The sequence below is a fragment of the Shewanella waksmanii genome (assembly GCF_043643685.1).
GTDB classification, from domain to species: Bacteria; Pseudomonadota; Gammaproteobacteria; order Enterobacterales; family Shewanellaceae; genus Shewanella; species Shewanella waksmanii_A.
The window spans coordinates 113,102-139,069 of the sequence record NZ_JBHZSN010000011.1 but is presented as its reverse complement, the minus strand read 5'-3'; the positions used below and the strand labels follow the sequence as shown (position 1 = coordinate 139,069).

General features: G+C 43.6%; 23 protein-coding genes. 11 read left to right on the top strand and 12 right to left on the bottom strand.

Going from position 1 to position 25,968, the window contains the following annotated elements; genetic code table 11:
- Positions 1–20 precede the first annotated feature (20 nt).
- Entirely contained in the window at positions 21–674 is a 654-nt protein-coding gene (locus ACHUFW_RS16640; protein ID WP_394204535.1) for a Qnr family pentapeptide repeat protein, read from the bottom strand.
- Positions 675–682: 8 nt separating this feature from the next.
- Positions 683–2,041: an MATE family efflux transporter gene (locus ACHUFW_RS16635; RefSeq protein WP_394204533.1), complete on the bottom strand. Its 1,359-nt coding sequence runs from the start codon at positions 2,039–2,041 to the stop codon at positions 683–685.
- A gap of 231 nt (positions 2,042–2,272) precedes the next feature.
- Here ACHUFW_RS16635 and ACHUFW_RS16630 point away from each other — a divergent pair, with 231 nt between their 5' ends.
- Positions 2,273–2,563: a co-chaperone GroES gene (locus ACHUFW_RS16630; protein ID WP_394204531.1), complete on the top strand. Its 291-nt coding sequence runs from the start codon at positions 2,273–2,275 to the stop codon at positions 2,561–2,563.
- Positions 2,564–2,612: 49 nt separating this feature from the next.
- Positions 2,613–4,268 (top strand): chaperonin GroEL, encoded by a 1,656-nt coding sequence (gene groL, locus ACHUFW_RS16625; protein WP_394204530.1) that lies wholly within the window; start codon positions 2,613–2,615, stop codon positions 4,266–4,268.
- Positions 4,269–4,629: 361 nt separating this feature from the next.
- Here groL and ACHUFW_RS16620 read toward each other — a convergent pair whose 3' ends face one another.
- From ACHUFW_RS16620 to ACHUFW_RS16610, 3 genes are read right to left on the bottom strand one after another with little or no spacing between them, the layout of a single operon-like run.
- On the bottom strand, positions 4,630–6,429 hold the full coding sequence (locus tag ACHUFW_RS16620; RefSeq protein WP_394204528.1) for an ATP-binding protein: 1,800 nt from the start codon (positions 6,427–6,429) through the stop codon (positions 4,630–4,632).
- Positions 6,430–7,623 carry a hypothetical protein gene (locus ACHUFW_RS16615; protein ID WP_394204527.1) on the bottom strand — a complete coding sequence of 398 codons (1,194 nt, stop codon included), beginning with the start codon at positions 7,621–7,623 and terminating at the stop codon, positions 6,430–6,432. It abuts the gene before it with no gap.
- 54 nt (positions 7,624–7,677) lie between these two features.
- On the bottom strand, positions 7,678–8,721 hold the full coding sequence (locus ACHUFW_RS16610; RefSeq protein WP_394204526.1) for a nuclease-related domain-containing protein: 1,044 nt from the start codon (positions 8,719–8,721) through the stop codon (positions 7,678–7,680).
- Between the two features lie 265 nt (positions 8,722–8,986).
- Between ACHUFW_RS16610 and ACHUFW_RS16605 the strand changes: the two genes are divergently transcribed.
- From ACHUFW_RS16605 to ACHUFW_RS16585, 5 genes are all read left to right on the top strand, one after another.
- Entirely contained in the window at positions 8,987–9,910 is a 924-nt protein-coding gene (locus tag ACHUFW_RS16605) for a hypothetical protein (protein WP_394204524.1), read from the top strand.
- Positions 9,911–9,915: 5 nt separating this feature from the next.
- Positions 9,916–10,518, top strand: coding sequence for a DUF1240 domain-containing protein (locus tag ACHUFW_RS16600; RefSeq protein WP_394204522.1), 603 nt, complete (start codon positions 9,916–9,918; stop codon positions 10,516–10,518).
- A gap of 316 nt (positions 10,519–10,834) precedes the next feature.
- Positions 10,835–11,344, top strand: a complete 510-nt coding sequence (locus ACHUFW_RS16595; protein ID WP_394204520.1) for a hypothetical protein — start codon at positions 10,835–10,837, stop codon at positions 11,342–11,344.
- Between the two features lie 208 nt (positions 11,345–11,552).
- Positions 11,553–12,242: a zinc metallopeptidase gene (locus ACHUFW_RS16590; protein ID WP_394204518.1), complete on the top strand. Its 690-nt coding sequence runs from the start codon at positions 11,553–11,555 to the stop codon at positions 12,240–12,242.
- A gap of 280 nt (positions 12,243–12,522) precedes the next feature.
- Positions 12,523–12,921: a hypothetical protein gene (locus ACHUFW_RS16585; protein WP_394204516.1), complete on the top strand. Its 399-nt coding sequence runs from the start codon at positions 12,523–12,525 to the stop codon at positions 12,919–12,921.
- Positions 12,922–13,037: 116 nt separating this feature from the next.
- Here ACHUFW_RS16585 and ACHUFW_RS16580 read toward each other — a convergent pair whose 3' ends face one another.
- Both ACHUFW_RS16580 and ACHUFW_RS16575 read right to left on the bottom strand, forming a co-directional pair.
- Positions 13,038–13,670 (bottom strand): hypothetical protein, encoded by a 633-nt coding sequence (locus ACHUFW_RS16580; RefSeq protein WP_394204515.1) that lies wholly within the window; start codon positions 13,668–13,670, stop codon positions 13,038–13,040.
- The gene (locus ACHUFW_RS16575) at positions 13,670–14,590 is read right to left on the bottom strand and encodes a hypothetical protein (protein WP_394204513.1); all 921 of its coding nucleotides are present in this window, start codon (positions 14,588–14,590) and stop codon (positions 13,670–13,672) included. Before ACHUFW_RS16575 ends, ACHUFW_RS16580 begins: the two co-directional genes overlap by 1 nt.
- A gap of 331 nt (positions 14,591–14,921) precedes the next feature.
- Between ACHUFW_RS16575 and ACHUFW_RS16570 the strand changes: the two genes are divergently transcribed.
- From ACHUFW_RS16570 to ACHUFW_RS16560, 3 genes are read left to right on the top strand one after another with little or no spacing between them, the layout of a single operon-like run.
- On the top strand, positions 14,922–15,836 hold the full coding sequence (locus ACHUFW_RS16570) for a hypothetical protein (protein WP_394204512.1): 915 nt from the start codon (positions 14,922–14,924) through the stop codon (positions 15,834–15,836).
- Entirely contained in the window at positions 15,833–16,447 is a 615-nt protein-coding gene (locus ACHUFW_RS16565; protein ID WP_394204511.1) for a hypothetical protein, read from the top strand. The genes ACHUFW_RS16570 and ACHUFW_RS16565 overlap by 4 nt, the downstream gene beginning before the upstream one ends.
- A 12-nt stretch (positions 16,448–16,459) precedes the next feature.
- Positions 16,460–17,062, top strand: a complete 603-nt coding sequence (locus ACHUFW_RS16560) for a DUF1240 domain-containing protein (protein ID WP_394204509.1) — start codon at positions 16,460–16,462, stop codon at positions 17,060–17,062.
- Between the two features lie 365 nt (positions 17,063–17,427).
- Here ACHUFW_RS16560 and ACHUFW_RS16555 read toward each other — a convergent pair whose 3' ends face one another.
- A complete protein-coding gene (locus ACHUFW_RS16555) occupies positions 17,428–19,113 on the bottom strand; it encodes a SulP family inorganic anion transporter (RefSeq protein ID WP_394204508.1) in 1,686 nt (561 codons plus the stop codon).
- 155 nt (positions 19,114–19,268) lie between these two features.
- The gene (locus ACHUFW_RS16550) at positions 19,269–20,153 is read right to left on the bottom strand and encodes a LysR family transcriptional regulator (RefSeq protein ID WP_394204507.1); all 885 of its coding nucleotides are present in this window, start codon (positions 20,151–20,153) and stop codon (positions 19,269–19,271) included.
- Positions 20,154–20,375: 222 nt separating this feature from the next.
- Between ACHUFW_RS16550 and ACHUFW_RS16545 the strand changes: the two genes are divergently transcribed.
- Positions 20,376–21,197, top strand: a complete 822-nt coding sequence (locus ACHUFW_RS16545) for a sulfite exporter TauE/SafE family protein (protein WP_394204597.1) — start codon at positions 20,376–20,378, stop codon at positions 21,195–21,197.
- A 72-nt stretch (positions 21,198–21,269) separates the two neighbouring features.
- Here the strand turns inward: ACHUFW_RS16545 and ACHUFW_RS16540 are convergent, their stop codons facing one another.
- From ACHUFW_RS16540 to ACHUFW_RS16530, 3 genes are all read right to left on the bottom strand, one after another.
- Positions 21,270–22,310 carry a methionine synthase gene (locus ACHUFW_RS16540; protein WP_394204505.1) on the bottom strand — a complete coding sequence of 347 codons (1,041 nt, stop codon included), beginning with the start codon at positions 22,308–22,310 and terminating at the stop codon, positions 21,270–21,272.
- 24 nt (positions 22,311–22,334) lie between these two features.
- Positions 22,335–23,312 carry a DUF1852 domain-containing protein gene (locus ACHUFW_RS16535; RefSeq protein ID WP_394204503.1) on the bottom strand — a complete coding sequence of 326 codons (978 nt, stop codon included), beginning with the start codon at positions 23,310–23,312 and terminating at the stop codon, positions 22,335–22,337.
- Between the two features lie 345 nt (positions 23,313–23,657).
- On the bottom strand, positions 23,658–25,892 hold the full coding sequence (locus ACHUFW_RS16530; RefSeq protein ID WP_394204501.1) for a winged helix-turn-helix domain-containing protein: 2,235 nt from the start codon (positions 25,890–25,892) through the stop codon (positions 23,658–23,660).
- Between the last annotated feature and the right edge of the window lie 76 nt (positions 25,893–25,968).

Below are 25,968 nucleotides of genomic sequence, written 5' to 3'. Positions count from 1 at the left end.
TCTAGTGTTAGTCACTACTATTAGTTAGTAATTACTACCCCCAAGGTTTCCAGCAGTTGTGATTGTTGCCAGTTTTGAATCATCACCCCTTGCAAGTTTACCTGACGAGGATCCAGTCCGGTTAGATCCACATCGGCCAAATTACAATGGCTAAGTTCGAAGGTTCCCCATTGCTCTGGACTAAATTCACCAGCACTGAGATCGGCGCCGCGAAAGTTTGCCCCAATTAAGTTTGCCCCTTGCCAACGGTTGCCTGTTAACTGGCATTGGCTTAACTGCACATCTTCGAAATTACAATAGGATAAATTGCAGCGCTCAATGCTGGCACTGCATACAAACGTTTCAGCCCCCAAGGTTTGCCCAAAATCTGCCCTAGCAAAATCGGCGCCCTGTAACTGGCAATCCATGATGCTGATGTCATTACATTGGGCACCCACAAAACTGCTCATTGCTAAATCACAATGCTCGAAACTGGCATTTTCAAGTTGTGCATAGTCGAACTGACAACCACTTTTATCGCCGGCTTCGATGAAGCGGCAATGGCTAAATTGGGCGTCAGTTAAGTCACAACGGCTAAAACGGCAACGGTAAAACTGACAATGGCTAAAGTAGGCACCTTGCAAGTCATCGCGACTGAAATCGTGTTCGACAAAGGTTTGTTGCTGGGCATCCATGCTGGCTCCTATGCCGGGTGGTGGTTTACAATTTTTTCCGGCTCTGAAATACGCTTAGCCAAGAAGTAACAGGCAAGACCAATCAAGGTATTACTGATGGGCAAAGCCAGTAGTAGCCCTTCTACGCCGCCAAGAATTGAGCCCAAAGCCGCAAGTGGCAGCATGACTAAAAACAGCCGACATACGTTGAGGGTTAGCGACGCCATCGGGCGGTGGTAAGCGTTTAAACAGGTCGCTACCAAAATGACGATACCTAACGGGCCGTAGGCTGCAGGCAGCACCCAAATGTAAAAGCTTAACCAGTCAATGACCTGGGCATCATTACTAAATAGCTGTGCGATAGGTTGCGCCAGCAGCAGTAGCGGTAGATACAATAAGCTTTGAAATACAAACACAAACTTAAGCGACAGCATTAACGCTTGGTGGGCACGTTCTGACTGACCAGCCCCTAAGTTTTGCGCCACAAAAGGCACTAAGCTCGATGACAGTGCCATTACCGGAATAAGCAGCACTGACTCTAGGCGGATCCCAGCGCCGAAGGCGGCAACTGCACTGTGATCGATACGGGCCAGCATCGCCATAATCATGGCATTGGCTAGCGGATTAAGTAGGTTCATTAATGCCGCAGGTTGGGCAATATGAGCAAGTTGCTTCCAATTACAAATTAATCGTTTACGGCAAATACCCGCAAACTCAACTAAGTGACGTTTCACGATCAGCAAGTAGCTTGAAAGCGATAATGCCACAAGCCATGAAATCACACTGGCAATGGCGGCGCCTTGGATCTCAAGCCGCGGAAACGGGCCGAGACCAAAGATAAGTAGCGGATCGAGAATCACATTAATAATTGCTGCCAACGCCATAATTTTCGCGGGCGAGCGCGTATCGCCAGTGGCGCGCAGTCCTTGGTTGCCTACCATCAGTAATACCAAGATGGGCGCACCGAGATACCACACCAGCATATAGTCGCTAATCAGCGGTAAACTGCTGCTGTTGGCCCCCAGTAAGCTAAATAGTGGGTTAATAAACAGGCTGCCAAGTATCGCCAGTAGTGCGATTAACAAAAACGTCAGTAGCAGCGCGTCATGCAAGAATACTTTGGCTTTGGGCGCATGGCCGCCACCAATGAGCCGGCCTAGATTAGTGGAAACCCCAGCGCCAATACCAATGGCGACACTGGAAATAATTAATGTCACCGGAAAGGTAAAACTAATCGCCGCTAAGGCTTCGGTACCTAGCTGGCTAATAAAAAAAGTGTCAACGAGACTGAACCCAAGAATGGTTAAGATACCAATCAGGTTTGGGAGGCTCATATTTAGCAGTACACGACCAATTGGCTGGGTTAGCAGCCCGTGTCTGTCTTTCATGGGAATGTGATGCCTAGTCTACTGCGGGACGGCAATTCTAGCAGGATTCGCCCCATAATTTTTAAGCACAGTTAAAATTTTTTAGATTTTTTTTGTAAAGCCCTTGGATCTCCGCGGTCCGACCCCCATATATCGAACATCTTGCGGCAAAATTGGCATATATCGCCAGTCGCATTCATTGATAAACCGCCAACGTTTGTTGGACCAGAAAATCATTAGGAGAATCCATAGATGAATATTCGTCCATTACATGACCGCGTCATCGTTAAGCGTTCAGAAGTTGAATCAAAGTCTGCCGGTGGCATCGTACTTACTGGTAGTGCGGCAGAGCAATCAACTCGCGGAGAAGTATTAGCCGTAGGCAATGGCCGAATTCTTGAAAATGGTACTGTGCAGCCACTAGACGTAAAAGTAGGCGACACAGTTATTTTTAATGAAGGTTACGGTGTGAAGAAAGAGAAGATCGACGGTGAAGAAGTGTTGATCCTTTCTGAGTCAGATTTGATGGCTGTCGTGGAATAACTGTCCACCGCAATTCATTTTTCATTTTAAATTTAAAGGATAAAAGAACATGTCAGCTAAAGAAGTCCTATTTGGAAATGACGCTCGCGTAAAAATGCTTGCGGGCGTTAACGTACTTGCTAATGCAGTTAAAGTCACCTTAGGCCCTAAGGGTCGTAACGTAGTACTAGACAAAAGCTTTGGTGCGCCACTTATCACTAAAGATGGTGTGTCAGTAGCTAAAGAGATCGAGCTTGAAGACAAGTTCGAAAACATGGGCGCACAAATGGTGAAAGAAGTTGCTTCTAAAGCCAATGATGCCGCCGGTGACGGTACTACCACTGCAACAGTACTTGCTCAAGCTATCGTTAACGAAGGCCTAAAAGCCGTTGCTGCGGGTATGAACCCAATGGATCTTAAGCGCGGTATCGACAAAGCCGTGACTGCTGCTGTTGCAGAGCTTAAAACCCTATCTCAAGAGTGCAGCGACACTAAAGCGATTGCTCAAGTGGGTACTATCTCTGCTAACTCTGACGAGTCAATCGGTGAAATCATCGCAACTGCGATGGAGCGCGTAGGTAAAGAAGGCGTTATCACTGTTGAAGAAGGTCAAGCACTAGAAAACGAACTTGATGTTGTTGAAGGTATGCAGTTCGACCGTGGTTACCTATCTCCATACTTCATCAACAAGCCAGAAACTGGCAGTGTTGAGCTAGAAAGCCCATTCATCCTACTTGTTGACAAGAAAGTGTCTAACATCCGTGAATTGCTACCTATCCTTGAAGGTCTAGCGAAAACCGGTAAGCCACTACTTATTATCGCAGAAGATGTTGAAGGTGAAGCACTAGCGACCCTAGTTGTGAACAACATGCGCGGTATCGTTAAAGTGGCTGCTGTTAAAGCACCAGGTTTCGGTGACCGTCGTAAAGCGATGCTACAAGATATCGCTATCCTAACTGGCGGTACTGTGATTGCTGAAGAGATTGGTCTAGAGCTTGAAAAAGCCACACTGGAAGATCTAGGTACAGCTAAGCGCGTTGTTATCACTAAAGATGACACTACCATCATCGACGGTACTGGTGAGCAAGCACAGATTGAAGCACGCGTTGCGCAAATCAAAGTGCAAGCTGAAGAGTCAACTTCTGACTACGACAAAGAGAAACTACAAGAGCGTATGGCTAAATTGGCCGGCGGTGTTGCAGTGATCAAAGTAGGTGCAGCGACTGAAGTTGAAATGAAAGAGAAAAAAGCTCGCGTAGAAGATGCACTACATGCAACTCGCGCAGCGGTTGAAGAAGGTGTGGTTGCCGGTGGTGGTGTTGCACTGGTTCGCGTAGCAAGCAAAATTAGCGATGTTGAAGTGATCAACGAAGACCAAAAGCACGGTGTGACTATCGCACTACGTGCAATGGAAGCGCCGCTACGTCAAATCTCAACTAACGCCGGTGAAGAAGCGTCAGTTGTAGCTAACAACGTCAAGAACGGTTCTGGTAACTACGGTTACAACGCAGGTAACGACACTTACGGTGACATGCTAGAGATGGGTATCCTAGACCCAACTAAAGTCACCCGTAGCGCACTACAATTTGCCGCATCAGTAGCTGGTCTAATGATCACTACCGAAGCAATGGTTGGCGAGATTCCACAAGAAGCACCAGCTGGCGCACCTGATATGGGTGGTATGGGTGGTATGGGTGGAATGGGCGGTATGGGCGGCATGATGTAATCTTAGCTGGTTAAAATTCTTTATAGCGGTGTTGCTGCTCGCTCGTGTAGGCGTACTACACGTCGCTCGCAGCGCCTTGCTCTAAAGGAATTTTTCCTGCGCTATGTACAGATGCTGGTCTTAGCTCAAAAGCTTAGAACCATTTCTTGAAAAAGAATATGAAAGCCGATACTTAACGTATCGGCTTTTTTATGTCTGGAGTTTGATGAGAGGCTAGCTACACCAATACGGCCGCAATGTTTGAGCCCGGTTGGGGGTTACCGTCGACTCTGTAATGCTTATGGGCTGGAATCCAAAGGCTTTGAGGTGAATGGTCACTGTCGCTTTGTACATTTGCTCTCTTTATCCTATCTGACCTAATTCATTCTTGATCATTGATGTTCCATAGCTTAGCAAGGTCTACGTCATCACTATCGGGACGACTGTCTTTATTTTCTATGTAATCTACCTGCATCACAATTGGCAAATCGAAAGCTGTGCCAGTTACGACACATGCGCCTTTCGATAAGTTCGGTATCAAGCTTTTCGACATTCGATCTAACGTACTAATCGTATTGTCGATTAAGAACAAATCCTTGTCATTTACAAGCCTATGGATAAAGAAGTTGTGAAGCTGAGACATTATCGTTGGTGAAATGTCTGCTGGTCTCTGGCTTGATAGTGTAAGAAACATCCCAAACTTACGACCCTCTTTGATGATCTCTTCGAACATCTCTAGCCTGTAATCTTTCCAGATTTCGTGCTCACGATTAGACTGCTGCGACAAAATGTTATGTGCTTCATCAATAATGAAGTGCAACGTATTTTGAGGAGGCGTATCGACATTATCTCTGTGTTCTTGATAAAACATCTTCGCCAGCAGCAAAGGCACAATTTTCTTGGTCGCTTGATTGCATCCTCTCAATGAAACAACATTCAGTAGCTTGAACTCATCATTTACATTTTCTTTGACGCTAAAGATTTTTCGTAGGTCATTCACAGCACTTTCAACCCTCTTCAATAGAGGCTGAATATGTTCAAATTGGATATGCCCCTGTGAAAGATCCCAAAGTAGCTGAATGTTAATGCGAACAATTAATTCGTCAAACGCATCTATCTGGGCTATATCCAGTCTATTTAGAATTGGCCTAAGATTCTGATCAAACCCTTCCTTAGAACCAAAAAACTCCCAGTTTTGTGGGGATTTAACGACATATTGTGGTTTGTTTGGATCTCTATCGTACCATTCTAATTTGGAGAGTTTGTTTATAAGCGGAGCATTTTTGAGGTGTTCGGCAATCACCTCAAGTTTAATCAAGCACTCTTTGTTCGTTAGTTTTACTAGGCATGTGTAAAACGTCCCAATTACGTTATCTTTTAATTTGTCAGCATCACCACCATCTTTCTTTCTTTTCTCAACAACACGATTGATAAATGGTATCTGCGTGTTCGCGGTTGCCTGAAATAACAGAGCTAATATTTCAGTATTCCAAAGCTGCTCACTTGCTAACGGCAACTTTTCACCTGCCTTTTTACCCGTGCTTAGGTTGAATGACTTTTTGTTTTCAGGGTTCTTGATAAGCTGGTTACCAGTGTATTCACCGTTAAAATCAATCAAGAGAAACTGACTTTTACCTTTAAGTTTTTCTTCAAAATTGGAAAATAACTCCGCATACAGCCTAGTGAGCGTGTTGGATTTACCACTACCAGTGTTGCCAAAAATACCAATGTGGCTATTAAAAATCTTGTTCCATGGAAGTGATACAGTTAGATCCTCTTTTAGCATTTTTCCGATTTTAAATGCTCTATCTATACCCTGACTGAAAACGGTAATTACTTGGTTCTCGTTGAGTAGGTAAGCTTTGTCTTTGATCATCGGCATTAGCTTAATACCGTCTTTGAACTTACTTTGTTCAAAGTAACCGATGGGTTTGGCTTCTACCTTGCGGATATATTGAATTTTGTTGTCTTCTAGTTCAAATCGCTTCTCATCCAGATATTCACCTTCAATGATGCAAACAATTGTGCAAAAACCACGCTTAACGCCAATATATTCACGTATAGAAACACCCCTGTACTTCTTTCCATCGTGAAACATAGTTTCTAAGCTTGATTCATCATATATGCGTAGAGTGACCTGAGTACCTCGAACCGCAACGACTTCACCAACATTAATACTCATTTAGTCGTCACCCCTAAGTAAATCAGCATTGAATACTTCTTTGTTGAACTTAGTGAAGTCTAAATTTTCACCGTCTAATTTGATTAATGTGACGTTTTTGTAACCACCAAAGTGCCCATGCATTGTGTCATGCTCTTTGTCATTAAAGCAGCAAATGAACACTTGTAGTTTGTAGTTGGACAGTGAACGCTTAATCAAGTTGCGGATGTGCTCGTCAGCAAACGAAAAAGCGAAACTAATTAGAATCGAATTTTGCTCTTCCAAGCGATAGCTGAGTAAGCGAAGCATTTGGTAATAATGCTCTTCAAAGACAGTTTCATGAAACTTCCACTTGGTTGGGTTGACAATAGGGAGTTTGTCATAGGATTCCCAAAATTCTGTTCGAATGTCCTTATTAAGTTCCACGTTAAGGGCGAGTAAATCTTGTGTTGTTTTAGTTTTATCGCTGAGAATATCACTTAGCTGTTTAAGGCTATTACGGGCTTCTTCTGGAATTACCACCGCAATATCAAGGAAATTATAATCTACCTTGATAGTGTCTTTTAGTTTACGCCAATAAGCAGAGCCATGCAGATTGATAAAGTTGATTTGTGGAATATCAGATGAATTTCGTTCGAATACGCCTGATTGACACACATAATTATTGAAGTTGCGTGCTGATAGAGTTCTTTCGAGGAAGCCACTAGAACCGTCATTGATGCAAAACTCAAGACTCCCTTTCTTAATCAGCTTGTCAGCTACTAATGGTACACAGCCATCGTAGTTAGTAGTGAAAAGGTTACAACGTCTTTGAAAGTCATTCTTCTGCTGTAACAGCCTTACAATAGAGTCAATGAAGATTTCATAATTTTTGATAGTCTCTTTTCTTAGCGCTATTTTTTTACAGACCTTACACTGATCGTTGTTTGTACATTCTTCATCATGAGGAATATGGGCATCACTAAGCTGAAATTTACACACGGGTTCGATAATGTTTTCGTAATAGTACATAAACAGCAAAGCGTGATGATCCTTATACTGTTCTCCAAGATGATCTAGCTTAGTTGCGAGTGTTTCAATTGTTTCGTTCTTTTCTTCATCATCAGAGTCTTTGAGGGGAAGCCATAGGGTAGGAAATAGACCACTAGAGGCCCCTGCACCGATAAGAAAATTTAGTTTGTGTTGGTAGATTTCGTTTAAAGGTATCTTTGCCATGTGAAGGCGTTTCCTCTAGTTAATAAATGGATTAGGTTATACTTCCTCTAAGCTCTATATCACCTGATTGATATTGCCACATTCCAAACAATTCAGAGTGTAGGTTTCCTTTCGTTTTTGTACCTTGGTTTGCTTGCTTTGGCACTGTGGACACGGTTGTTTCATTGGTGTGTTCTTCGTGCATTGATTGCAATGTATGTAATAACCATATTTGCCATACATTGGCGTGTAATTCGTTGATTCTCCGCAATGTTTGCAGCTAAGTCGCGGTGCTTTTTCTGTACTTGATATCGATGTTGATGTTGCGCTTAGCTGTTCGTCTTGGTAGATAGCGGTGGGTACTTGTATCTGCTGTGGGTCGCTTGGCGTTGTTGGGTATTTGGCTGTGGTTGAATTCGTGGATGCTGATTCGTCAGTAGATGCAATGTCTTGCTCCATCATAAAGTTGCATACCGATTCAAGCTCGGCAGGCCTGAAGTCTGGGCGAGTATCTGTGGTGCTGATGAAGCGGCTGAATTTGCTTTTCAGGTTCATGATCTCATCGAGCTTGTCGGTGAGAAATTCAGTTTTGATCAGTTTATCTGAAACCTGTTTAGGCATGGTTTTTCTGTCAATAACCGAATCGCTAGATACCGCGCATAGGTGGTGCCAGCACCGACCTTTAAACCCTTGCTGTTTGATGCCCAATAGTTTGCCTAGTATTTCGCTGCGGTGATGCATTAATAGTTCAAGCAGTAAGGCTTGCTGTAGTTCAACTTGTTTGAGCGGTGATGCCATGCCTTGCCATTTGGGCTTACCTTGATAAGCCCCCAGACTACGGGTCCATTCGCCTTGCTGATTAACTTTGACGTGACCTTTAATGCTTTTCGATTCAATCAGTACAAAACCGTAGGTGTAGACGATCAAATGATCGATTTGGGCGACTTCATCATTAAATCGGAATTTTAAGTCGTTGATGACCATAACTTCGTCATGATCTTTATAAGCGCGACGTAAAAAGAAGGCGACGTCTTGTTCCTGTTTAAGGCCAGCTTTGGCTTGCGGTGTGTCAGCGGCGTGTGCCTGCTGACTTTTGCGGGATTTAGTCTTGAGAATCATCTATCAGTCGCATCCATTCGCTGTTAGTTTGGTTATTTTGCCAAGCTAGCAGTTTGATAAAAGTCTTAGTAATCATAATAGTTAAATACCGCTTAGGTAAAGCATTATACTTATGGGGGTTATTCAACATAAGTTGTAGGCTTCGAATCAGCTAATCGAGTTATTCTCGACCAAAAACTACTCTTATAGATAATATACAAATGCGTTTAGCACGGTAAAATAAAGTCCTTGAATCAAAGGAATGAATATATAAAAGGATTTTATTATGTCAGCCTATGCCCGTCGGGCGATTGCCGAGCGGCAACGCCAGCACCAAATCAAAAGCCTATTGTCAGGCAATAATCACACTTTAATTCAAATGAGCTCTGCGGAGTTTGTCGATTACATCATCTCAGTGAAAATGAAGCAGGGAATGACACGAGTCGAGGCCGTCGATTCAATTGACGAGTTATTGGCACAGCACAATTCACGCCCTGCTATGTGGGCTCGCCATAAAGATAAGTTGAAAACTGCAGGCGGACTTTATCCAGTGCTGGACGATGTTGTTGCATTGACAGTGCTGGCAGCAGAAATGCAGCGACAGGGCAATGTGTTTGGTAAGTTTAAAGTTAAAGTCTATGGCAATGCCCCAGCGGTGATTATTAACAGTTATCCAAGCTTAAAGGCCCATTTAAACGGTACACGTTATCTTGCCAGTAACCCCAAAATTTTTACTATTGGCGTTGGTAAGCTAAGCGCTAACAAAGCCATTAAAGGCGGTTTTGTTGTTAGTATTGTGTTTTCCGTTGGGTTTCATTTTGCTGAGCAGGTGCTTAATGATGATGTCACTTGGCATCACTTCGTTGCTGGCGTAGCGGTGGATATGGCAGTAGTTGGTGCAGCTATCGTGACAAGTAAAGCCATCATGACTGGGATTGGAATTTTTACGGGAAGTGCTTTAGCTACTGCCGCAATTACGCCTCTACTTGTTGTTGTCTTGGTTGGTGGGGCTTTCGCTTATGTTTATTCCGATACCTCGCAATATCAAAATGCTCTTGTAGGTGAGTTGGTTCAAATTGAGCAGAACTTGAATAGTGATTTTGCTAGAAAGAGAAATGAGTGGATAAAAATTACTAAAGAATACCAAAAAGATCCTTACGGCGTCTTGAGCCGATTTTTTAATATTCCACAGGTAAATATAGGGAACTAGTTCATATGAAACTGATGGAGTGGAAGCAAGCCGATAAAAAACTTTCAGAGCTATTACCTAAAGAAATTGCTTTGTGTATTGGACTTCCGTTTTTAGTGGCTTTCATTTGTATTGCTATAGCTAACGTTTTTGTGAATGAAATTAAAGTAGCCTCAAGTATTGGTGAGGCGATTTATATTAAGGAGAACAGCGGAGGAATCCCGTTGATTTTTCTTTTTTTCCCTTTCAGTTTTTTCTTACTGGCATCGATTCAAAGATTAATTAATTTCTGCCCTAAACTTGCTACAGAGTACTTTATCAAAGGGGCTGCTTTGATGCTGCCGATGTTTTTTATCGGCATTTTCATTACGAATCTTTATGTTGAGCATAAATTGAAACAAACAGGATATAGCTATTGTAACTGGTATACAGGGGCGTCATTTCGCTCTCCTGATGTATGGCTTAAAGATGAGAACTTATGTTTGCAGTCTGGCTCATTAATACGCAGTGATATCGAAGATTTTTTCGAAGGCTACAATCAACAAGGTACTGAACCCACTCTAGCTGAACTCGAACGTTTTATTACTGAGACTAAACAAGTGGGTGAGGATGCTATTAATGGTCTTTGACGCATGGTAAATGAAGCAGTGTTTATGTGGATTATGCATTATGAATTGGCGGAGTACTGGCTGAACTGTTCGTTTTAACCGGGTTCTTTGTACAATGGTTTGTAGATTATAGCGAATACCATACTGCAAAGTTCATTTATACATGAGGTAATGTTTCACCTCATAAATAAGTTACGAATTTAACTTTCTCGGCAATTGAATCCCACACTAACAACCAAATTAGTAAGATTGCGTTCTTACAATATTTACGTAGTGGTAACAGCCCAAAACAGAGAACGTTTTGGGGGGCCATTTATAACGGATGTAAGGTAGGTCAGTGATGAAACTCTTCATATTTTCAACTTTTCTGTTTTTTGCCTCAAACGTGGTTGCAGGTAGTAATTCAACTATCTTAGATTTTGGATATGAGCTATTACAGCAGCGATATAGTCAATTCTCGAATAAAATGACGCAGTGTGATGACTTAGCTCGTAGTACTGTTTTGGCGGAAGATACCGTACTGCAATTAAAGACACTTCCATCAGAGGCTGCGCTGGTTCTAGCTGCGGTCAATCATAAGTCGCTGCAGCGCTGCGCGCTTTATGAGTACAGTGAAGTGTTAAGAACATTGGTGTCGATAGAAAGTCATTCTGAATTAGCCACTAATAGTCGGTTGCGAGATGAGATTGACCGCATTCGCCCGTTGTTGGTGGCAGATATGAGTTTGTTTATCGAAAAAGAGGTGACTGAGCTACCTGAAGAGTATTTGTCACAACTACAGTCAATAGACGAATTAAAGTCGCCATTTAATCTGATCGATGCTGTAGACAGGGTATGGGGACTGTAGAACCTTTTCGGGTTAAGTGTGATTAATAATGGCTGGCTATGTTTGTTGCTCTATGTTTTTTGATGGTTTTTGATTTAAACAAACTATAACTAGAAACAATTTTAAGACAGTTGCTGAAGAAGTACTTGGGGTCCGTTAGAACGCTAGATTCTCAGGCCTTATAATTATTGTATGCGAGCTAACTCCCCGTTTATGGCATACTGGTGTCATGCTTTGGATAATTCTAATTCTCGTAATTGCTTGCTGTGTATTCCTGCCTAGTTGGTGGGTTAACCACGTTATGCGCAAGTATCACCAGCCTGCTGATCGTTATCGTCAACAAGGTAACGGTAGTGAACTTGCGCGTCACCTTCTGGATCGTTTTGAGCTGAAAGACGTTAAGGTTGAAGAGACTAACGGCGGTGATCATTATGACCCAGCGGCTAAGGCTGTTCGCCTCTCGCCGGATAACTTTTCAGGTTACTCGCTAACGGCAGTGACGGTAGCCGCCCATGAAGTTGGGCATGCGTTACAGGATTCTCGCGGTGAATCTTTATTTATCGCGCGGCAGAAGCTTGCGAGAGCTGCAATGGCCGGTGAGCGTATCGCTGGAATTATGATGGTCGCGGCGCCGATAGTGCTAATGCTTACACGCATACCACAGGCTGGCGTGTTGATCATTTTTATTGGGGTGCTGTCGATGGGGCTTAGCACCCTAGTGCACCTGGTGACATTGCCAGTAGAGTTCGATGCGAGTTATGGCAAGGCGTTGCCTATGCTTAAAGACGGTCATTACCTGCACGACGGCGATCTTAAACACGCAGAAAAGATCCTCAAGGCGGCTGCACTAACCTACGTAGCTGGTTCGCTTGCAAGCTTGCTCAATCTTGGGCGCTGGATAGCGGTGCTGCGTCGTTAATCAGCTTTCGCTGATAAAAATGGGGGCGGAGTTAATTTTTTTCTGTCCCTATGTTAGCTGTTGCCCACACCCACACCCACACCCCAAACAATTAAGCATGTAGGTTTCCTTTCGTTTTTGTACATATCTATTTGTTCTCTTTTTTGCGTCTTTTTAAAATTTTATATTAAAAATCAATTGGTAATGATTTTGTTGTCTTCTGGATAGGGTGATAGTTTAGAGAGCGGTTAATAGCTTCGGCTATTGAAGTCATGGTTTTTATAATGAAAAGGAATTTGTTGTGTGGATTAGAGCCGCCGTTTACTCACTTTTTATGACAGCTTTACTTTATACAAATGTATCCCTCGCAAGAGAGGTGTTTGTGGAGTATTGCGAACAATGCTCACAGAAGCAGATGGAGAGTACATTAAGAGCGATGTTCAAGTACCGAAATTGTCCTGATAATGTTGCTCCTGAGGTTTGCTCGCAGAGTGGTTTACGCGAATATACGGTGTTTTTTAGTAACGCCTCTCATACTGAAGTGAAAAAGTATTTAGTTGATAAAGGCACTTATTTTATGACCTTTAATCAAGATGAACTAACAAACCGAGAGCGACGCGGGTTTGCTATGTTGGTGGAGGTTAGACATGACATGATTGAAGTCCTTGAAGAGGTGAATGCAGCACAAACCGAACACTAGCAATGACACTCGCTTCGCCCATGACTGTTGTTCTTATGTTCATCAGCTAAAACTGAGCCCGAATCGACTTATCGATTCGGGTCTTTATGGAGTTTAGTTAGCATATTTTTGCGATTCTATAACGGCTGCCTTTTCTTAAGGTCAGATATACCATGCTCACGCCGGTAAAAGGGGTCGTTTTCGAGTAGCTCAATAATCATGGTGTCTAGCTCTTCATCCGAGGGCTCAGTTCCTATGTTGTCGTAGTGATCTAACTGTTTTAGTAAATCATATTCAACATACACAGCACGCTCTTGGCAATACCTATCAGATTTAACCCAAATGACGGGAGTACCGCGGGTTGGAGAGTCATACCAAGTGCAATGTGAATAGCCATGTGCCCTCAATTCCGAGCCAATCCAAAAGCTATACATGATGGTGCTAATGATTATCAAAGGCATGCATACAACCGCTGTTTTTATGAGGAGTTTCATTATCTCCTCTCTGAATTTACCGATGACAATGAATAAGATCATGTAGCCAAAAATGACTAAAAACGGAATAGAAAATATAAAACCAACCGCCATATCCTTATTGGCAATATAAATAAATCCATTTTCGATTTTGTCGATATTTTGCAGTTCTCTCATAAAGATGGTCACAGCAGCATAAAGACCAAAAACGGTCGCACAAAGCAGAAAGCTACCAAGGCTATATAGCTTTAACTTGCTTAGTGGTTGTTCTACTGCCGAGTTCTCGATGCCGGGCATTAGAAACCTGCTCCATAGTAAGGGATGTTGAATAGTCTGTGTAAGAACAAGATAGGGTCATCATGGTATTGCCGGTTTGCTTTTTGAATTTGGCTTTTGGCTTGCGACCAATCCTTTGCTAAGCGAACTTCCATTTTCATTAAGGCTTCAGCCATTCTTTCTGACCAGTATTTAGTGTCAATTAGAAAGTATGCTAAGCCACCTATTACGGCTCCTGCTAGAACGACAATTATCATTCCGCTAATTACGGCCGTTGATATGCCTCCTGCTATAGCTATTGCAGACCAAGAAGCTACCATGCCGCCTGCTGCAATTAAGGTATCTACAGCCATGCCACCAACAAAGTGATGCCAAGTTTTTTTATCGTTCATCAGTTGATCAAAGCCATGGAATCCAGCAGAAATTAGCAAGGTAATGACGCCACCTTTTGTAATGCTCTTGAGTGCACCAAGTTTTCCGATCCCCATTGATATAACTTTAGGGTTGCTGGCTAGGTATCGGGTGCCGGTTAGATCTTTTCTTAACCCCGCATAACCTTGGAAGATAATGTTGGCTTTGCCTGAATAGTTAACGATTTTATAGCGACTAAAAACATTACCACCACGTTGCATCTCTATGGCGAGTGCACTTAGGGCTATGCCATCACCAAATACAGGAATCAAACCACTAACGGTTTTTATGTCGTCTCGGTTGTTATCCCAGTACTGCTTCGCTGCCGGTGATGCGTTGGCAATGAGTTCGCCGATTTGACGTATCGCTTGTTGTTTCGTTAAGCCTTGCTTCTGTTTGTGACTAATCACAAGCTCGGTAAACTCCTCTGAATTCATTTGCACTAAGGTGTGTTCATTTTCAGAAAGCGCTTGAGAGATCTGTTTTTTTCGTTGATAGGCTTTTATAGCCCGGTTGGCATATGCTGACATGAAATATCCTTATTTTCGTCGCAATTTAATCCATTAAAGAAGCATGATTGTATCTTTATTATCCATATATGCAATATGCCTAAAATAGTAGTGAAGTGACAGTTTTTATACTCAGGGATATCGAGGAACTAGCGTAACTACTTTCTGACTGAAATTAGTGACGGAATAAAAAGGGTTACCATGTATTTGGTATTTATACCGCAATTTCGAGACTTCTACTATGGGTAGTAGCTTGTTTAAAAACTACTCTTATAGATAATATACAAATGCGGTTAGCACGGTAAAATAGAGTCCTTGATTCAAAGGAATGAATATATAAAAGGATTTTATTATGTCAGCCTATGCCCGTCGGGCGATTGCCGAGCGGCAACGTCAGCATCAGATCAAAAGCCTATTGTCAGGCAATAACCACACTCTAGTTCAAATGAGCTCTGCGGAGTTTGTCGATTACATCATCTCAGTGAAAATGAAGCAGGGGATGACACGGGTTGAGGTCGTTGATTCAATTGATGAGCTGCTAGCACAGAATGACTGCCTTCCAGCTAGCTGGAATCGGCATAAAGAAGGTCTTAAAACTCTGGGCAGCTGGTTCCCAGTGTTAGATGACGTGAAGGCGCTGACGTTATTGGCCGTAGAAATGAAGCGACAGGGCAATGTGTTTGGCAAATTTAAAGTCAAAGTATATGGCAATGCCCCAGCGGTGATTATTAACAGTTATCCAGGCTTAAAGGCCCATCTAAACGGCACACGTTATCTCGCTAGTAATCCCAAACTGTTTACCATTGGCGTTGGCAAGCTTAGCGCCAATAAAGCCATGAAAGGCGGCTTTGTCGTTAGCATTATATTTTCTGCTTCGTTTCATTTTGCTGAGCAGGTGCTTAATGATGATGTCACTTGGCATCACTTTGTTGCAGGGGTAGCAGTAGATATGGCAGTAGTTGGTGTGACATTTGCAGCTATGAAACTTGGCATTGCAGGGATTAGTATGATTGTTGCTGGAACAGCTCTTGCTCCTTTGGCAGTTGTTGTAGCTGTTGGGGCGTTTTCAGCATGGTATTTTGAGGATACAAGCGAATATCTCGCTGTAGTAGCTAAAATTCTTAAAGATTTCGAGCATAGTTTAGTTAACCAAATTGACGTTGTTCAAAAAGATGTCAGCAAGTTCAAGTATGAGTTCCAAAAAGATCCAATGGGACAGATTAAGCGAGTTTTAGGGATACCCAATTTGCAGGTAGAAATAAGATGATCTCTATATTTGGAAAGTGGAATCGAGCAGAGAAAAGTATTAAAGAATTTTCAATTAAAGAAGTTGCAACAATTATACTTTGCTTTTTGATGGGGATAGCTTTTTCTTACCTATCGCTCTACTTCTTCCTTGAAGAGTTTTACTTACTTTTTTTTAATGTAGGCGACTTTATTTATGTTAAAGAAAATAGCGGGCGGCTATTTTCAGTTCTCTTTGTGTTCGGATGGGGGTATTTCTCATTGGCTTTTTTCCAACGTTTAGTTGGTTATCAGTCAGACTTGTCCATAAAAAAAATGACAAAGAGTTTTATCATTGCTGCTGTGGTTTTCGTTGTCGGTGTAATTCCTGTTAATTTGGCTGTTCAGTCAAATCTAGCGCTTAAAGGCTATAGCTATTGTAACTGGTTTACAGGGGCGTCATTTCGCGCTCCTGATGTATGGCTTAAAGATGAGAGCTTATGTTTGCAGTCAGGCTCATTAATTCGCAGTGATATTGATGATTTTTTTGAGCAGCACAATCAGTCAGGCACTTCGCCAACCTTAACTGAATTAAAGACCTTCATTGCTGACGTTAAACAGGCAAGGGAAGGCTATATAAGTGGTAAGCGATAGAAGTATCATTAGATGAAAATTGTTGAATGGAACCAAGCCGATAAAAAACTTCTAGAGCTTGAGCTTAAAGAACTGGCTGTATGTGTTTTGGCTCCTTTGTTACCTGCATCTTTTTGCGTTGCTATTGTCTACGTATTTCTAAATGAGCTAGGTGTATTTAAGAGTATTGGCGAGGTTGTTTATATTAAGGAGAACAGTGGAAGAATCCCGTTGATTTTTCTTTTTTTCCCTTTCAGTTTTTTCTTACTAGCATCGATTCAGAGGTTAATTAACTTCTGTCCTAAACTTGCTACCGAGTACTTTATCAAAGGCGCAGCTTTGATGCTGCCGCTGTTTTTTCTCGGCATTTTCATTACGAATCTTTATGTTGAGCATAAATTGAAACAAACAGGATATAGCTATTGTAACTGGTATACAGGGGCGTCAATTCGAGCTCCTGATGTATGGCTTAAAAATGAGAGCTTATGTTTGCAGTCAGGCTCATTAATACGTAGTGATATTGAAGACTTCTTTGAAGGCTATAACCAACAAGGTATAGAGCCTTCACTGCAAGAGCTTGAAACCTTTATTGCTGATACCAAACAAGTTCGGGAAAATTACATTCACGGTCGTTGAAACGCCGATACTGGCCCTATTTAATCACTATGATAGTTGGTTGCTACTTTAGTGAAGGTAGGGCTTTGTTTTCACATCTGAATATCTCTTATTCATCGGTTTATCGGTTCATTTCACTTAGCATGTTTACCTGTAATAAGTGGCAGCATGGTAAGGCCCATGCGCTAGCAAAGGAGGTAAATGATGGCAATATCTGCAGCGGTTTTTTATAGCGTTAAATGGTTAACTTTAGTTGGGCTTTATCTGTTGATGATTTACTGGACGATAGAGCGATGCAGTAAAAATGATACGCAATCAGCAGCAAGCTATCCTGACTAGTTGATACCCAACCCGTTGTGTTGGCATGCGTTGTTATTTCTGCTGTATTATTGGCGCAGTAACGGCTGGTCAGTGGTGGGATGTTTACTTTGCCCCACATGTTTAAGGGCTGCTTGTAGGGCTTCATAACGGAACAAGAAAGTGTTCTCTTGTGGCAATGAGTCAATCACATGGAATTTCTTCAGCTGCTCTTTCGTTTGCTGGTTAGGGCAGAGTAAAAACACTTCGCAGTGAGCATCTTGGGCATCTTTAATGGCGTTTTCTAGCGCTAAGCCAACGGTGACATCAATCATAGGTACGTCGGTTAGATCTAAAATCATCGCTTCATATTCATTGATACTATTGTGCTGACGTGAGATTGCTTTTGATACGCTGAAAATCATTGGCCCAGATAAATAAAAGAACAACACTTTACCTTTGGCTTGATCCAGCAGGTCACTTTCACTTTGGGTTAGCGGTACCGTGTTTTGGTCGGCATCACTGATGGCCTTCACCTGACGAGCTTGCTCGCGGCTGAGGCGTTCAATAATGATGATGTTGGAGATAAACACCCCTAAACCAACGGCAACAATCAGATCCACAAATACTGTAAGCAGCATAACGCCGTACATAATGGCCATGCCTGCCACGCTGACTTTATGGGCGCGCTGGATAAAGCTCCAATCCAAAATATTAAAGCCAACATATACCGCAATACCTGCAAGCACCGCCATAGGAATAGGCTCAGTTAAGCCGCCTGCGACCAATACCACTAGCGCTAATACTAGTGCTCGGGTCATGCCAGATACTGGCGAGCGAGCGCCCACTTGAATGTTGGTGACTGTCCCCATGGTGGCGCCCGCGCCAGGTAATGCGCCAAACAGACCCGATATCATGTTTGCTAGGCCTTGGCCGCGTAACTCTTTGTCTGAGTCGTGCTCTTTTCGAGTTAACGAATCACCAATCACAGCGGTAAGCAGTGTATCGATACAACCGAGCGTTCCTAGCACCAGCGCATCGATAATCATGGTGGTGAAGATCTCTAGGTTGATGTGTGGCACAACCAGCGATGGTAAACCTGCGGGAATTTCACCAATACGGCGAATGCTATCATTGTCAAAAAACAGCACCGACAATAGGGTAACGGCGATCAAAGCCACCAATTGTGCGGGCACATATTTACGGTATTTTTTCGGGAACAAAAACAGCGTGATCAGCGTAAGTATGCCCAAAAACAGTTCTTTAAAGTCGATATCGGCTAAGGTTTCTGGCAAAGCGCTGAGGGTACCCATCACGCCGCCTGCTGGCGCTGCATGCCCCAAAAGTGGTGACAACTGTAGAATAATTAGGATGATACCAATGCCCGACATAAAGCCTGACACAACGCTATAGGGCATTAAGGTGACATATTTACCGAGTTTGAGCATGCCGAGTAAAAACTGGAATGCCCCTGCCATCATCACAATGGTGAATGAAATGGCCACGCCTGATTCTGGGTATTTGGCCACCATGGTGGTTAAAATGGCCGTCATGATCACCGTCATAGGGCCGGTGGGTTCAGAAATGAGTGTTGATGAACCGCCAAACAGTGCTGCAAAAAAACCGACTAATATCGCGCCCCATAAACCCGCTTCAGCTCCGGCACCAGATGCCACACCAAAAGCCAGCGCCAGTGGTAGTGAAATAATGGCAGTAGTGACACCACCAAATATGTCTCCCTTGAGACTGACATCTTGAAAGCGTTGTTTAAACAAAGCGATTACCACCTTAAAACGTTTGCAACACAAAATTTGCTGCATTGTATAGCGCTTATATGGGTGGGATCAATGTCACAAATGCAGTTGTGTTTGTTAACTGTGTATTTACTGCCGCCCATGGCGCTTGGGTCGTGAATAACGAGCGAGTTTGTTTACTTAGTTTTCTTTGCTTGTTCGATGAAATCGTTTAAGTAATCAATTTGCTGCTCGCCACGACGAATACCAATAAATATTTGTTTATTAATACCTTGCTCACCAAAAGCTAGGCTTTTAACCGGCATGGTTTTGGCGTATTCATCCACCAACCAGCCCGGCAACGCGCAAACGCCGCGTCCAGCAGCGACCATTTGCAACATGATCTCAGTGGTTTCAATAATCTTATGTTGTTTTACCGAACATTTTGCGGGGTTAAGAAACTGGCTGAAGATGTCCAGCCGCATCGGCTCTACGGGGTAGCTGAATAACACGTCGTTGCTAAGTTGCTCTGGCAGTACGAATGCCTGGTTTGCCAGTGGGTGAGTACTTGCCACAACCAGCCTGTGTTCGTAATTAAAAACAGGGATGTAATCGATTTTGGGTTTAAATAGTGGGTCAGGGGTGATCAGCACATCAATTTCATAACTGAGTAACGCCCCTAGAGCGCCAAATTGAAACTCCTGTTTAACGTCAATATCGACATCGCGCCATTGCTCAAGGTAGGGGGCAATGACTCTAAGTAACCATTGGTAGCAAGGGTGACATTCCATGCCAATCCGTAACGAGCCCATCTCGCCTTTAGCGATCTGATTGAGCAAGAGTTCGGTATGCGCAAATTGCGGCAGGACACGGCTGGCTAGGGTCTGAATGCGCTCGCCGGCACTGGTTAACCGTAAATTACGGCCTTCTTTTTGCCAAATTGGGGTACCGACTTGACCCTCGAGCTTTTTGATACTGTGGCTGAGTGCTGATTGGGATAAATGCAATGAATCAGCGGCTTTGGTTAGGGTGCCATGTTCTTTAATGGCGGTGAGTATTTCCAAGTGAATCCGTTCTAGCACCCGCAGCTCCAATCGTCAGTGTTATTGATGAGTTGTGTTCATAAAATAATGAAATTATATCATTTTTATTCATCAAATAACTGTCATTACAATAACGTTTCGCTATCTGAGGCATTAAAATATTATATAAATTAGCGGATTAGTTGATTAGCTATCGTCAAAACGGTGAAGGCAGATGCTTTAGAAACAAGTTTAATTTAGCTACAGGAGTATAGTCATATCATCGATTTTATCGTTAATCACCTGCAGACCATCTTGGTACTGGCGGCAAGCGGCGTGTTTGCCGGAATCTTGGCAGGATTACTTGGCGTTGGCGGCGGAATCGTCATTGTGCCGGTGCTATTTTTCTTATTTCAAGGCTTTGGCGTGTCGGCAGAGTCGGCCATGCTGGTTGCCACTGCAACCTCGCTTGCGACGATTATTCCTACCTCAGTGAGTGCCATTCGCTCCCATAGGGCTAAAGGCAATGTCGATGAGACATTACTCAAACGCTGGGCTGGATTCATTTTTGTGGGAGTGTTGCTAGGTAGTAGCTTAGTGACGCAGGTAGATGGCCGTTGGTTGGCCATGTTGTTTGGCATTATCGCCACTTTATCAGCATTAAATATGTTGTTTAGAACGGCCAAGTCAGCACTGTTCTCACAGTTACCAGCCATGAAGTGGCAAGGAGTCATGGCAACATCGACCGGTTTTTTTAGTGCAATGGTCGGTATTGGTGGTGGCACCATTTCGGTGCCTCTGCTGACATTATTTAACTACCCAGCTCACAAAGCGGTGGGCAGTGCTGCGGCCATTGGCTTGATTATCTCAGTGCCTGGGGCGTTGACCATGTTAGTGCTGGGCAATACGCCAACTGATGCACCAGTTGGTACGATTGGGCTAATTAATGTGATTGGTTTTGTGTGTATTGTGCCATTAACGGTGATGTTTGCTCCTGTTGGTGCGGCTTTAGCATCAAAGTTGGATGCCGCTAAACTGAAAAAAGTGTTTGCTTGTGTGTTGTTATTCACAGGCCTGCGTATGCTGGGGCAATTTGTGCTGTAGCTAACATGATGTCTCGCTGGTGGCCCCAAACAAAGGGCAAGCACCGTGCTTGCCCTTTGTTTTATCTTCAATTTATCGCTGCGAGAGTTCCTGCCTAACCAGCGCTGCACCTGCACTTAACGCGGCTAACTTAGCGCGAGCAACTTCCCTTGGTAGCGGTGCCATGCCACAGTTGGTGCAAGGGTAAAGCTTGTCGGCATCAACAAACTGTAGGGCTTTTCTTAGGGTATTGGCGACTTCATCGGCGGTTTCTATGTTGTGGTTAGCCACGTCGATGGCTCCGACCATCACTTTCTTACCGCGGATTAGCTTAAGCAGTTCAATGGGGACCTGCGAGTTGTGGCATTCCAGTGAGATAATATCGATATTCGATTGTTGCAGCTTAGGAAAGACTTGTTCATATTGGCGCCACTCACTGCCTAGTGTCTTTTTCCAATCAGTATTGGCTTGAATGCCATAGCCGTAACAGATATGTACCGCGGTCTCACATTTGAGTCCCTCTATGGCTCTTTCTAAGCAGGCTATGCCCCAGTCATTAACATCATCAAAAAAGACGTTAAAGGCCGGTTCATCAAATTGGATGATATCAACGCCAGCTGCTTCTAGTTCTTTGGCTTCTTGATTAAGAATTTTGGCAAACTCCCAGGCGAGTTTTTCTCGGCTTTGATAATAGGCATCATAAAGGGTGTCGATCATGGTCATCGGTCCCGGCAAGGCCCATTTTATTGGTTGGTTTGTTTGCTGGCGGAGAAACTTTACATCATCGACAAACACCGGCTTTTGACGGCTTACTGGCCCCACAACCGTCGGCACGCTGGCGTCATAGCGGTTTCTAATTCTTACTGTGTGGCGGTTTTCAAAATCAACACCGCTAAGGTGCTCAATAAAGGTGGTGACAAAGTGCTGGCGTGTTTGCTCTCCGTCACTGACGATATCGATATTGGCATGTTGCTGCTCTTGCAAAGCAATGCGTAGCGCATCTTGTTTGCCAGAGGCTAGTGCGTCAGCTTGCAGTTTCCAAGGTGACCACAAGGTTTCAGGCTCGGCTAACCAAGTCGGTTTAGGCAAGCTACCTGCGGTTGAAGTCGGGAGTAATTTTAGTGCTGTTGTCATGTTCAATTCCGTTTATTTATTGCATTAAGCGCTATAGCTTGCTGCCCACTGTTCCAAAACGGCTTGGTGGGGTTTGATAAAATGCTCTTCGGCGAACTTGCCTTGCTCGATGGCTAATTGGCTACGCTCTTCACGGTCATACACGATATGTGTTAGCGAGTGGTCGAGGTTTTTAAGGTTAGGCTGATAGCGCTTCCCAGCCACGGCATTAGCGTTGTATATCTCTGGGCGATAGATTTTCTGGAACGTTTCCATGGTACTAATGGTGCTTATCAGCTCTAAGTTGGTGTAGTCAGCGAGCAGATCACCAAAGAAATAAAAGGCTAAGGGCGCCACACTGTTTGGTGGCATAAAGTAACGTACCTGCAAGCCCATTTTCTGGAAGTATTGCTCAGTCAATGATGACTCATTGGGTAGGTACTCTACGCCCAATACTGGATGTTGGTTCTCAGTACGGTGGTAGATTTTATTATCAGACACGCTTAAACAGATCACCGGCAACTTTTTAAAGTGTTGTTGATAAGTCTCTGAGTTGACGAAGTACTTAAACAGCTTGCCATGCAAATCACCAAATCCTTCTGGGATACTAAATGATGACTGGCCTTTGTTGTGACCCAATAGACGTACACTAAAGTCATAATCTCGAACATAAGATGAGAAGTTGTTACCGACAATGCCTTCAATGCGCTTGTTGGTTTTATGATCCACTATGTGGGTCTTTAGGATCTCAATTGACGGAAATGACTGACCTTGTGCTTCTATATTCATATCGACTGAAATAATTTCTAGCTCTACAGAATAACGGTCGCCGTTGGGGTTGTCCCAATGGGCGAGGGCATTGAAGCTGTTATCAATCATTTTTAACGCATTGCGCAGGTTTTGCTGACGACTGTCACCTCTGGCTAAATTGGCGAAATTGGTTGTGGCTCTAGTGTTGTTTGATGGTTGATAGTTTTCATCGAAACAGATGTTGTTAATAGTAAATTTGAAGTCTTTATTCATAGTGCTCAGTATCCAATTCCGTTAGATATAATCTAGATTCATGCTTTGCTGCTAACAAAACGTCTTAGGGAATTTATACTGGGATAATTAGATGAATAAAATTGATATTACTTCATCAATTGATGAGTAAAGTTCATCAATTACTTTTTTAGCAGATGTTGCCATAAAGGCGAAACCTGCCAAAAAGGGAAGGGTATCTTGTAGTTAGGCTATCTAGGCTTAGTCTATCCAGACTTAGGCTATTGCTGGCTTAGGCGGTCTTAGGATTAGGGCTTTTTTGATTAGAAAGTGATGGGCAGCGCAGTACAGGAATAGAAGGCCAGCGCAGCTTATTTTCGCTAAAGCTTATTTTAGCGATAGCTCTACCACATCTTTTCTCGCTGCTACTCGCATGGTCATTAACAGGGTATGTTGATTGGCATCGGTAATGTCATCAACGGTGTCGGGAAGCTGAGCTATGAGTGCAAATTGCTGGTTTTCAAGTCCATAGGACCACAGCTGAAAATCATCATTGATGCCGTATATGATGTTGTTTTTGATAACAAAGCGTTTGTCACTGCCTTGGCCGATCAATGGCGCGATAAGTTGATCTTCTATTCCTTTAGGCTGCCAAATCCTATCCATATGATCCATATAGATTAACTGTCCATTGTCACTATATTGTGCCCAAGTCACTCGTTTGTGGTTAATGATTCGAATCTCGGCGCTGGTAAGGTCTATTTCAGCAAACTTCTCCACCCCGTTAATCATCACCATGGCCAAAACAGTGTGTTGATTGCTATGCCAATGGAACAGCTTAGTGACCGGGTAACTAAGGTTCGCATCCACGCTGCGCCCATCGAGATAAACCTGCTTTAGCTCTGATGACACATTAACCAGCAGGCTAGCGCCATCTTCTGCCCAAGCAAAATTATAAATGTAACTGCCGAGCGTGAAATCACTGAGTCTGGTGGTGGCATTATCCGTTAACCACAGCTGCGAACTGCCAGAACGTCTAGAGCTATAGGCTATTGCGGCCTTTGTGTCAGCAGATGAGTTACCATTAACCGACGGGCGAAATTTGGGTTGATCTTCACCAAAAGTTGACCGAGCAATGACCTGATAGTTAATGCTTGTTGGTTGGTTTTTCTCAGCAGTATTGGCGTCAAACTGTGATAGCGGCACCGCAATAATGTCACTGTCATAGTGACCTTTAATCGCTAACATGCGGGTACCATCGGGATGAAATACAGGCGAGCCTATTGCATCAACCAATGGTAGGCTGACAGGTTGAATATCGCCTTGGTAGGATAGGGTGTATAGCTGCTTGCCAGTACTGAAGACTAACTGATTGTCCACTGAGGAAAAGTTGGCATAAATTGGCCGATATTTGGGGATACTATCGGGGTAGGTGATTGGGTAACTGCCAAGTAATTGTCCTTGAGGGGTGAGGGTTTCGATGTTACGGCTGCCATCGCTGTGAATACTGGTAAGTGCGATAAGATTTTGGCTGGCTGAATAGTCATAGGCGAAAATGTTGCCGTCGGCGAGGGAGAAGATTGTCTCGCTGCTGTGGTCGGTCATCGAGTAGCGGATAAGTTGCCAGCGCTGTTCGTGCTTCTGCAATAAAGTGATGTCATCGTTATTAAGCCACTTTACTGAACGGATTTCTGAGTTATTGCACTCCATGATGGTATTGGGTGTTTGCGGTGCCTTCAGCGCCTGTTGGAAGTCGATACTTTGTAGTTTAAAACATGACTTTTGCGTGACTGGTTGTCCGCAGCTGTCTTGCTGAACATAGGCCAAGGTGTTGCCATCGGCTGAAAACGCAAGGTTGCCATACGCACCTAATTGGTCACTTAATTGGAACTCTTGTTGGGTGTTGAGGTTTTTTGCCCAAAGATGACTGGTGCAAAGTACCTCGGGAAAGCGCTGGAAGATGACATATTGACCATCGGGGGAGTAGACACTGGCCAGCTCTCTATTATCCGTTGAAGTTAACGGCTTAATTGCCTTGATAACTAGTGAGTTTTTCCCAGTAGAGTCAATTTGTTGGTAACCGATAAAAGCAACGATAAACAGTAAAGTCACAAAGACCGCCAAGCCTACGTATTGGCGCTGTTTTGCCTTAACCTGTTTTACCTTGACCTGTTCTGGTTTGTTGGCAACCGATACATTAGCATCTGATTCAGTAGCTATTTTAGCTTCTGGCTTCGATACTGAGTCTGTTTGCGCGTTGTGGATACTGGGCTCTGGTGCCTGTTCGGCGCCTGGCAGCGGTGATGTTTGCCACTGTACATCGGCTTCAAGACTGTAGCCTTGTTTAGCATGGGTTTTGATATAATGTTGCACTTTGCCATCATCGCCGAGGGCTTTTCTCAGTTGGGCGATACAGCGTTGTAATGTGTTTGGCGATACCACCGTATTAGGCCAGACAGTTGCCAGTAATTCATCTTGACTGACGACGTTACCTTTACGTTTTGCTAGACAGGTCAGCACGGCAAGGGCCTTGGGTGGCAGCGTTTGGCTTTGTTGCCTTTGGGTGAGTTGGTTGCGGGTCAAATCAATAAAATAATCGCCAACCCAGTATTGCTCTTCCATTAACTTTTCATCCACCCCGTGTCGATAACTGTTTCTATTAAAACCTAAAAAAGCCGAGTTACCAATTGCTAATTCA

Bases quoted from the DNA above. Each gene is read 5' to 3' on its own strand.
- ACHUFW_RS16530 (WP_394204501.1), bottom strand. From the start codon at position 25,892: ATGGAAGAGCAATACTGGGTTGGCGATTATTTTATTGATTTGACCCGC.
- ACHUFW_RS16600 (WP_394204522.1), top strand. From the start codon at position 9,916: ATGAAACTGATGGAGTGGAAGCAAGCCGATAAAAAACTTTCAGAGCTA.
- ACHUFW_RS16570 (WP_394204512.1), top strand. From the start codon at position 14,922: ATGTCAGCCTATGCCCGTCGGGCGATTGCCGAGCGGCAACGTCAGCAT.
- ACHUFW_RS16620 (WP_394204528.1), bottom strand. From the start codon at position 6,429: ATGAGTATTAATGTTGGTGAAGTCGTTGCGGTTCGAGGTACTCAGGTC.
- ACHUFW_RS16580 (WP_394204515.1), bottom strand. From the start codon at position 13,670: ATGCCCGGCATCGAGAACTCGGCAGTAGAACAACCACTAAGCAAGTTA.
- ACHUFW_RS16605 (WP_394204524.1), top strand. From the start codon at position 8,987: ATGTCAGCCTATGCCCGTCGGGCGATTGCCGAGCGGCAACGCCAGCAC.
- ACHUFW_RS16610 (WP_394204526.1), bottom strand. From the start codon at position 8,721: ATGATTCTCAAGACTAAATCCCGCAAAAGTCAGCAGGCACACGCCGCT.
- ACHUFW_RS16560 (WP_394204509.1), top strand. From the start codon at position 16,460: ATGAAAATTGTTGAATGGAACCAAGCCGATAAAAAACTTCTAGAGCTT.
- ACHUFW_RS16635 (WP_394204533.1), bottom strand. From the start codon at position 2,041: ATGAAAGACAGACACGGGCTGCTAACCCAGCCAATTGGTCGTGTACTG.
- ACHUFW_RS16590 (WP_394204518.1), top strand. From the start codon at position 11,553: ATGCTTTGGATAATTCTAATTCTCGTAATTGCTTGCTGTGTATTCCTG.
- ACHUFW_RS16630 (WP_394204531.1), top strand. From the start codon at position 2,273: ATGAATATTCGTCCATTACATGACCGCGTCATCGTTAAGCGTTCAGAA.
- ACHUFW_RS16575 (WP_394204513.1), bottom strand. From the start codon at position 14,590: ATGTCAGCATATGCCAACCGGGCTATAAAAGCCTATCAACGAAAAAAA.
- ACHUFW_RS16535 (WP_394204503.1), bottom strand. From the start codon at position 23,312: ATGAATAAAGACTTCAAATTTACTATTAACAACATCTGTTTCGATGAA.
- ACHUFW_RS16615 (WP_394204527.1), bottom strand. From the start codon at position 7,623: ATGGCAAAGATACCTTTAAACGAAATCTACCAACACAAACTAAATTTT.
- ACHUFW_RS16640 (WP_394204535.1), bottom strand. From the start codon at position 674: ATGGATGCCCAGCAACAAACCTTTGTCGAACACGATTTCAGTCGCGAT.
- ACHUFW_RS16540 (WP_394204505.1), bottom strand. From the start codon at position 22,310: ATGACAACAGCACTAAAATTACTCCCGACTTCAACCGCAGGTAGCTTG.
- groL (WP_394204530.1), top strand. From the start codon at position 2,613: ATGTCAGCTAAAGAAGTCCTATTTGGAAATGACGCTCGCGTAAAAATG.
- ACHUFW_RS16565 (WP_394204511.1), top strand. From the start codon at position 15,833: ATGATCTCTATATTTGGAAAGTGGAATCGAGCAGAGAAAAGTATTAAA.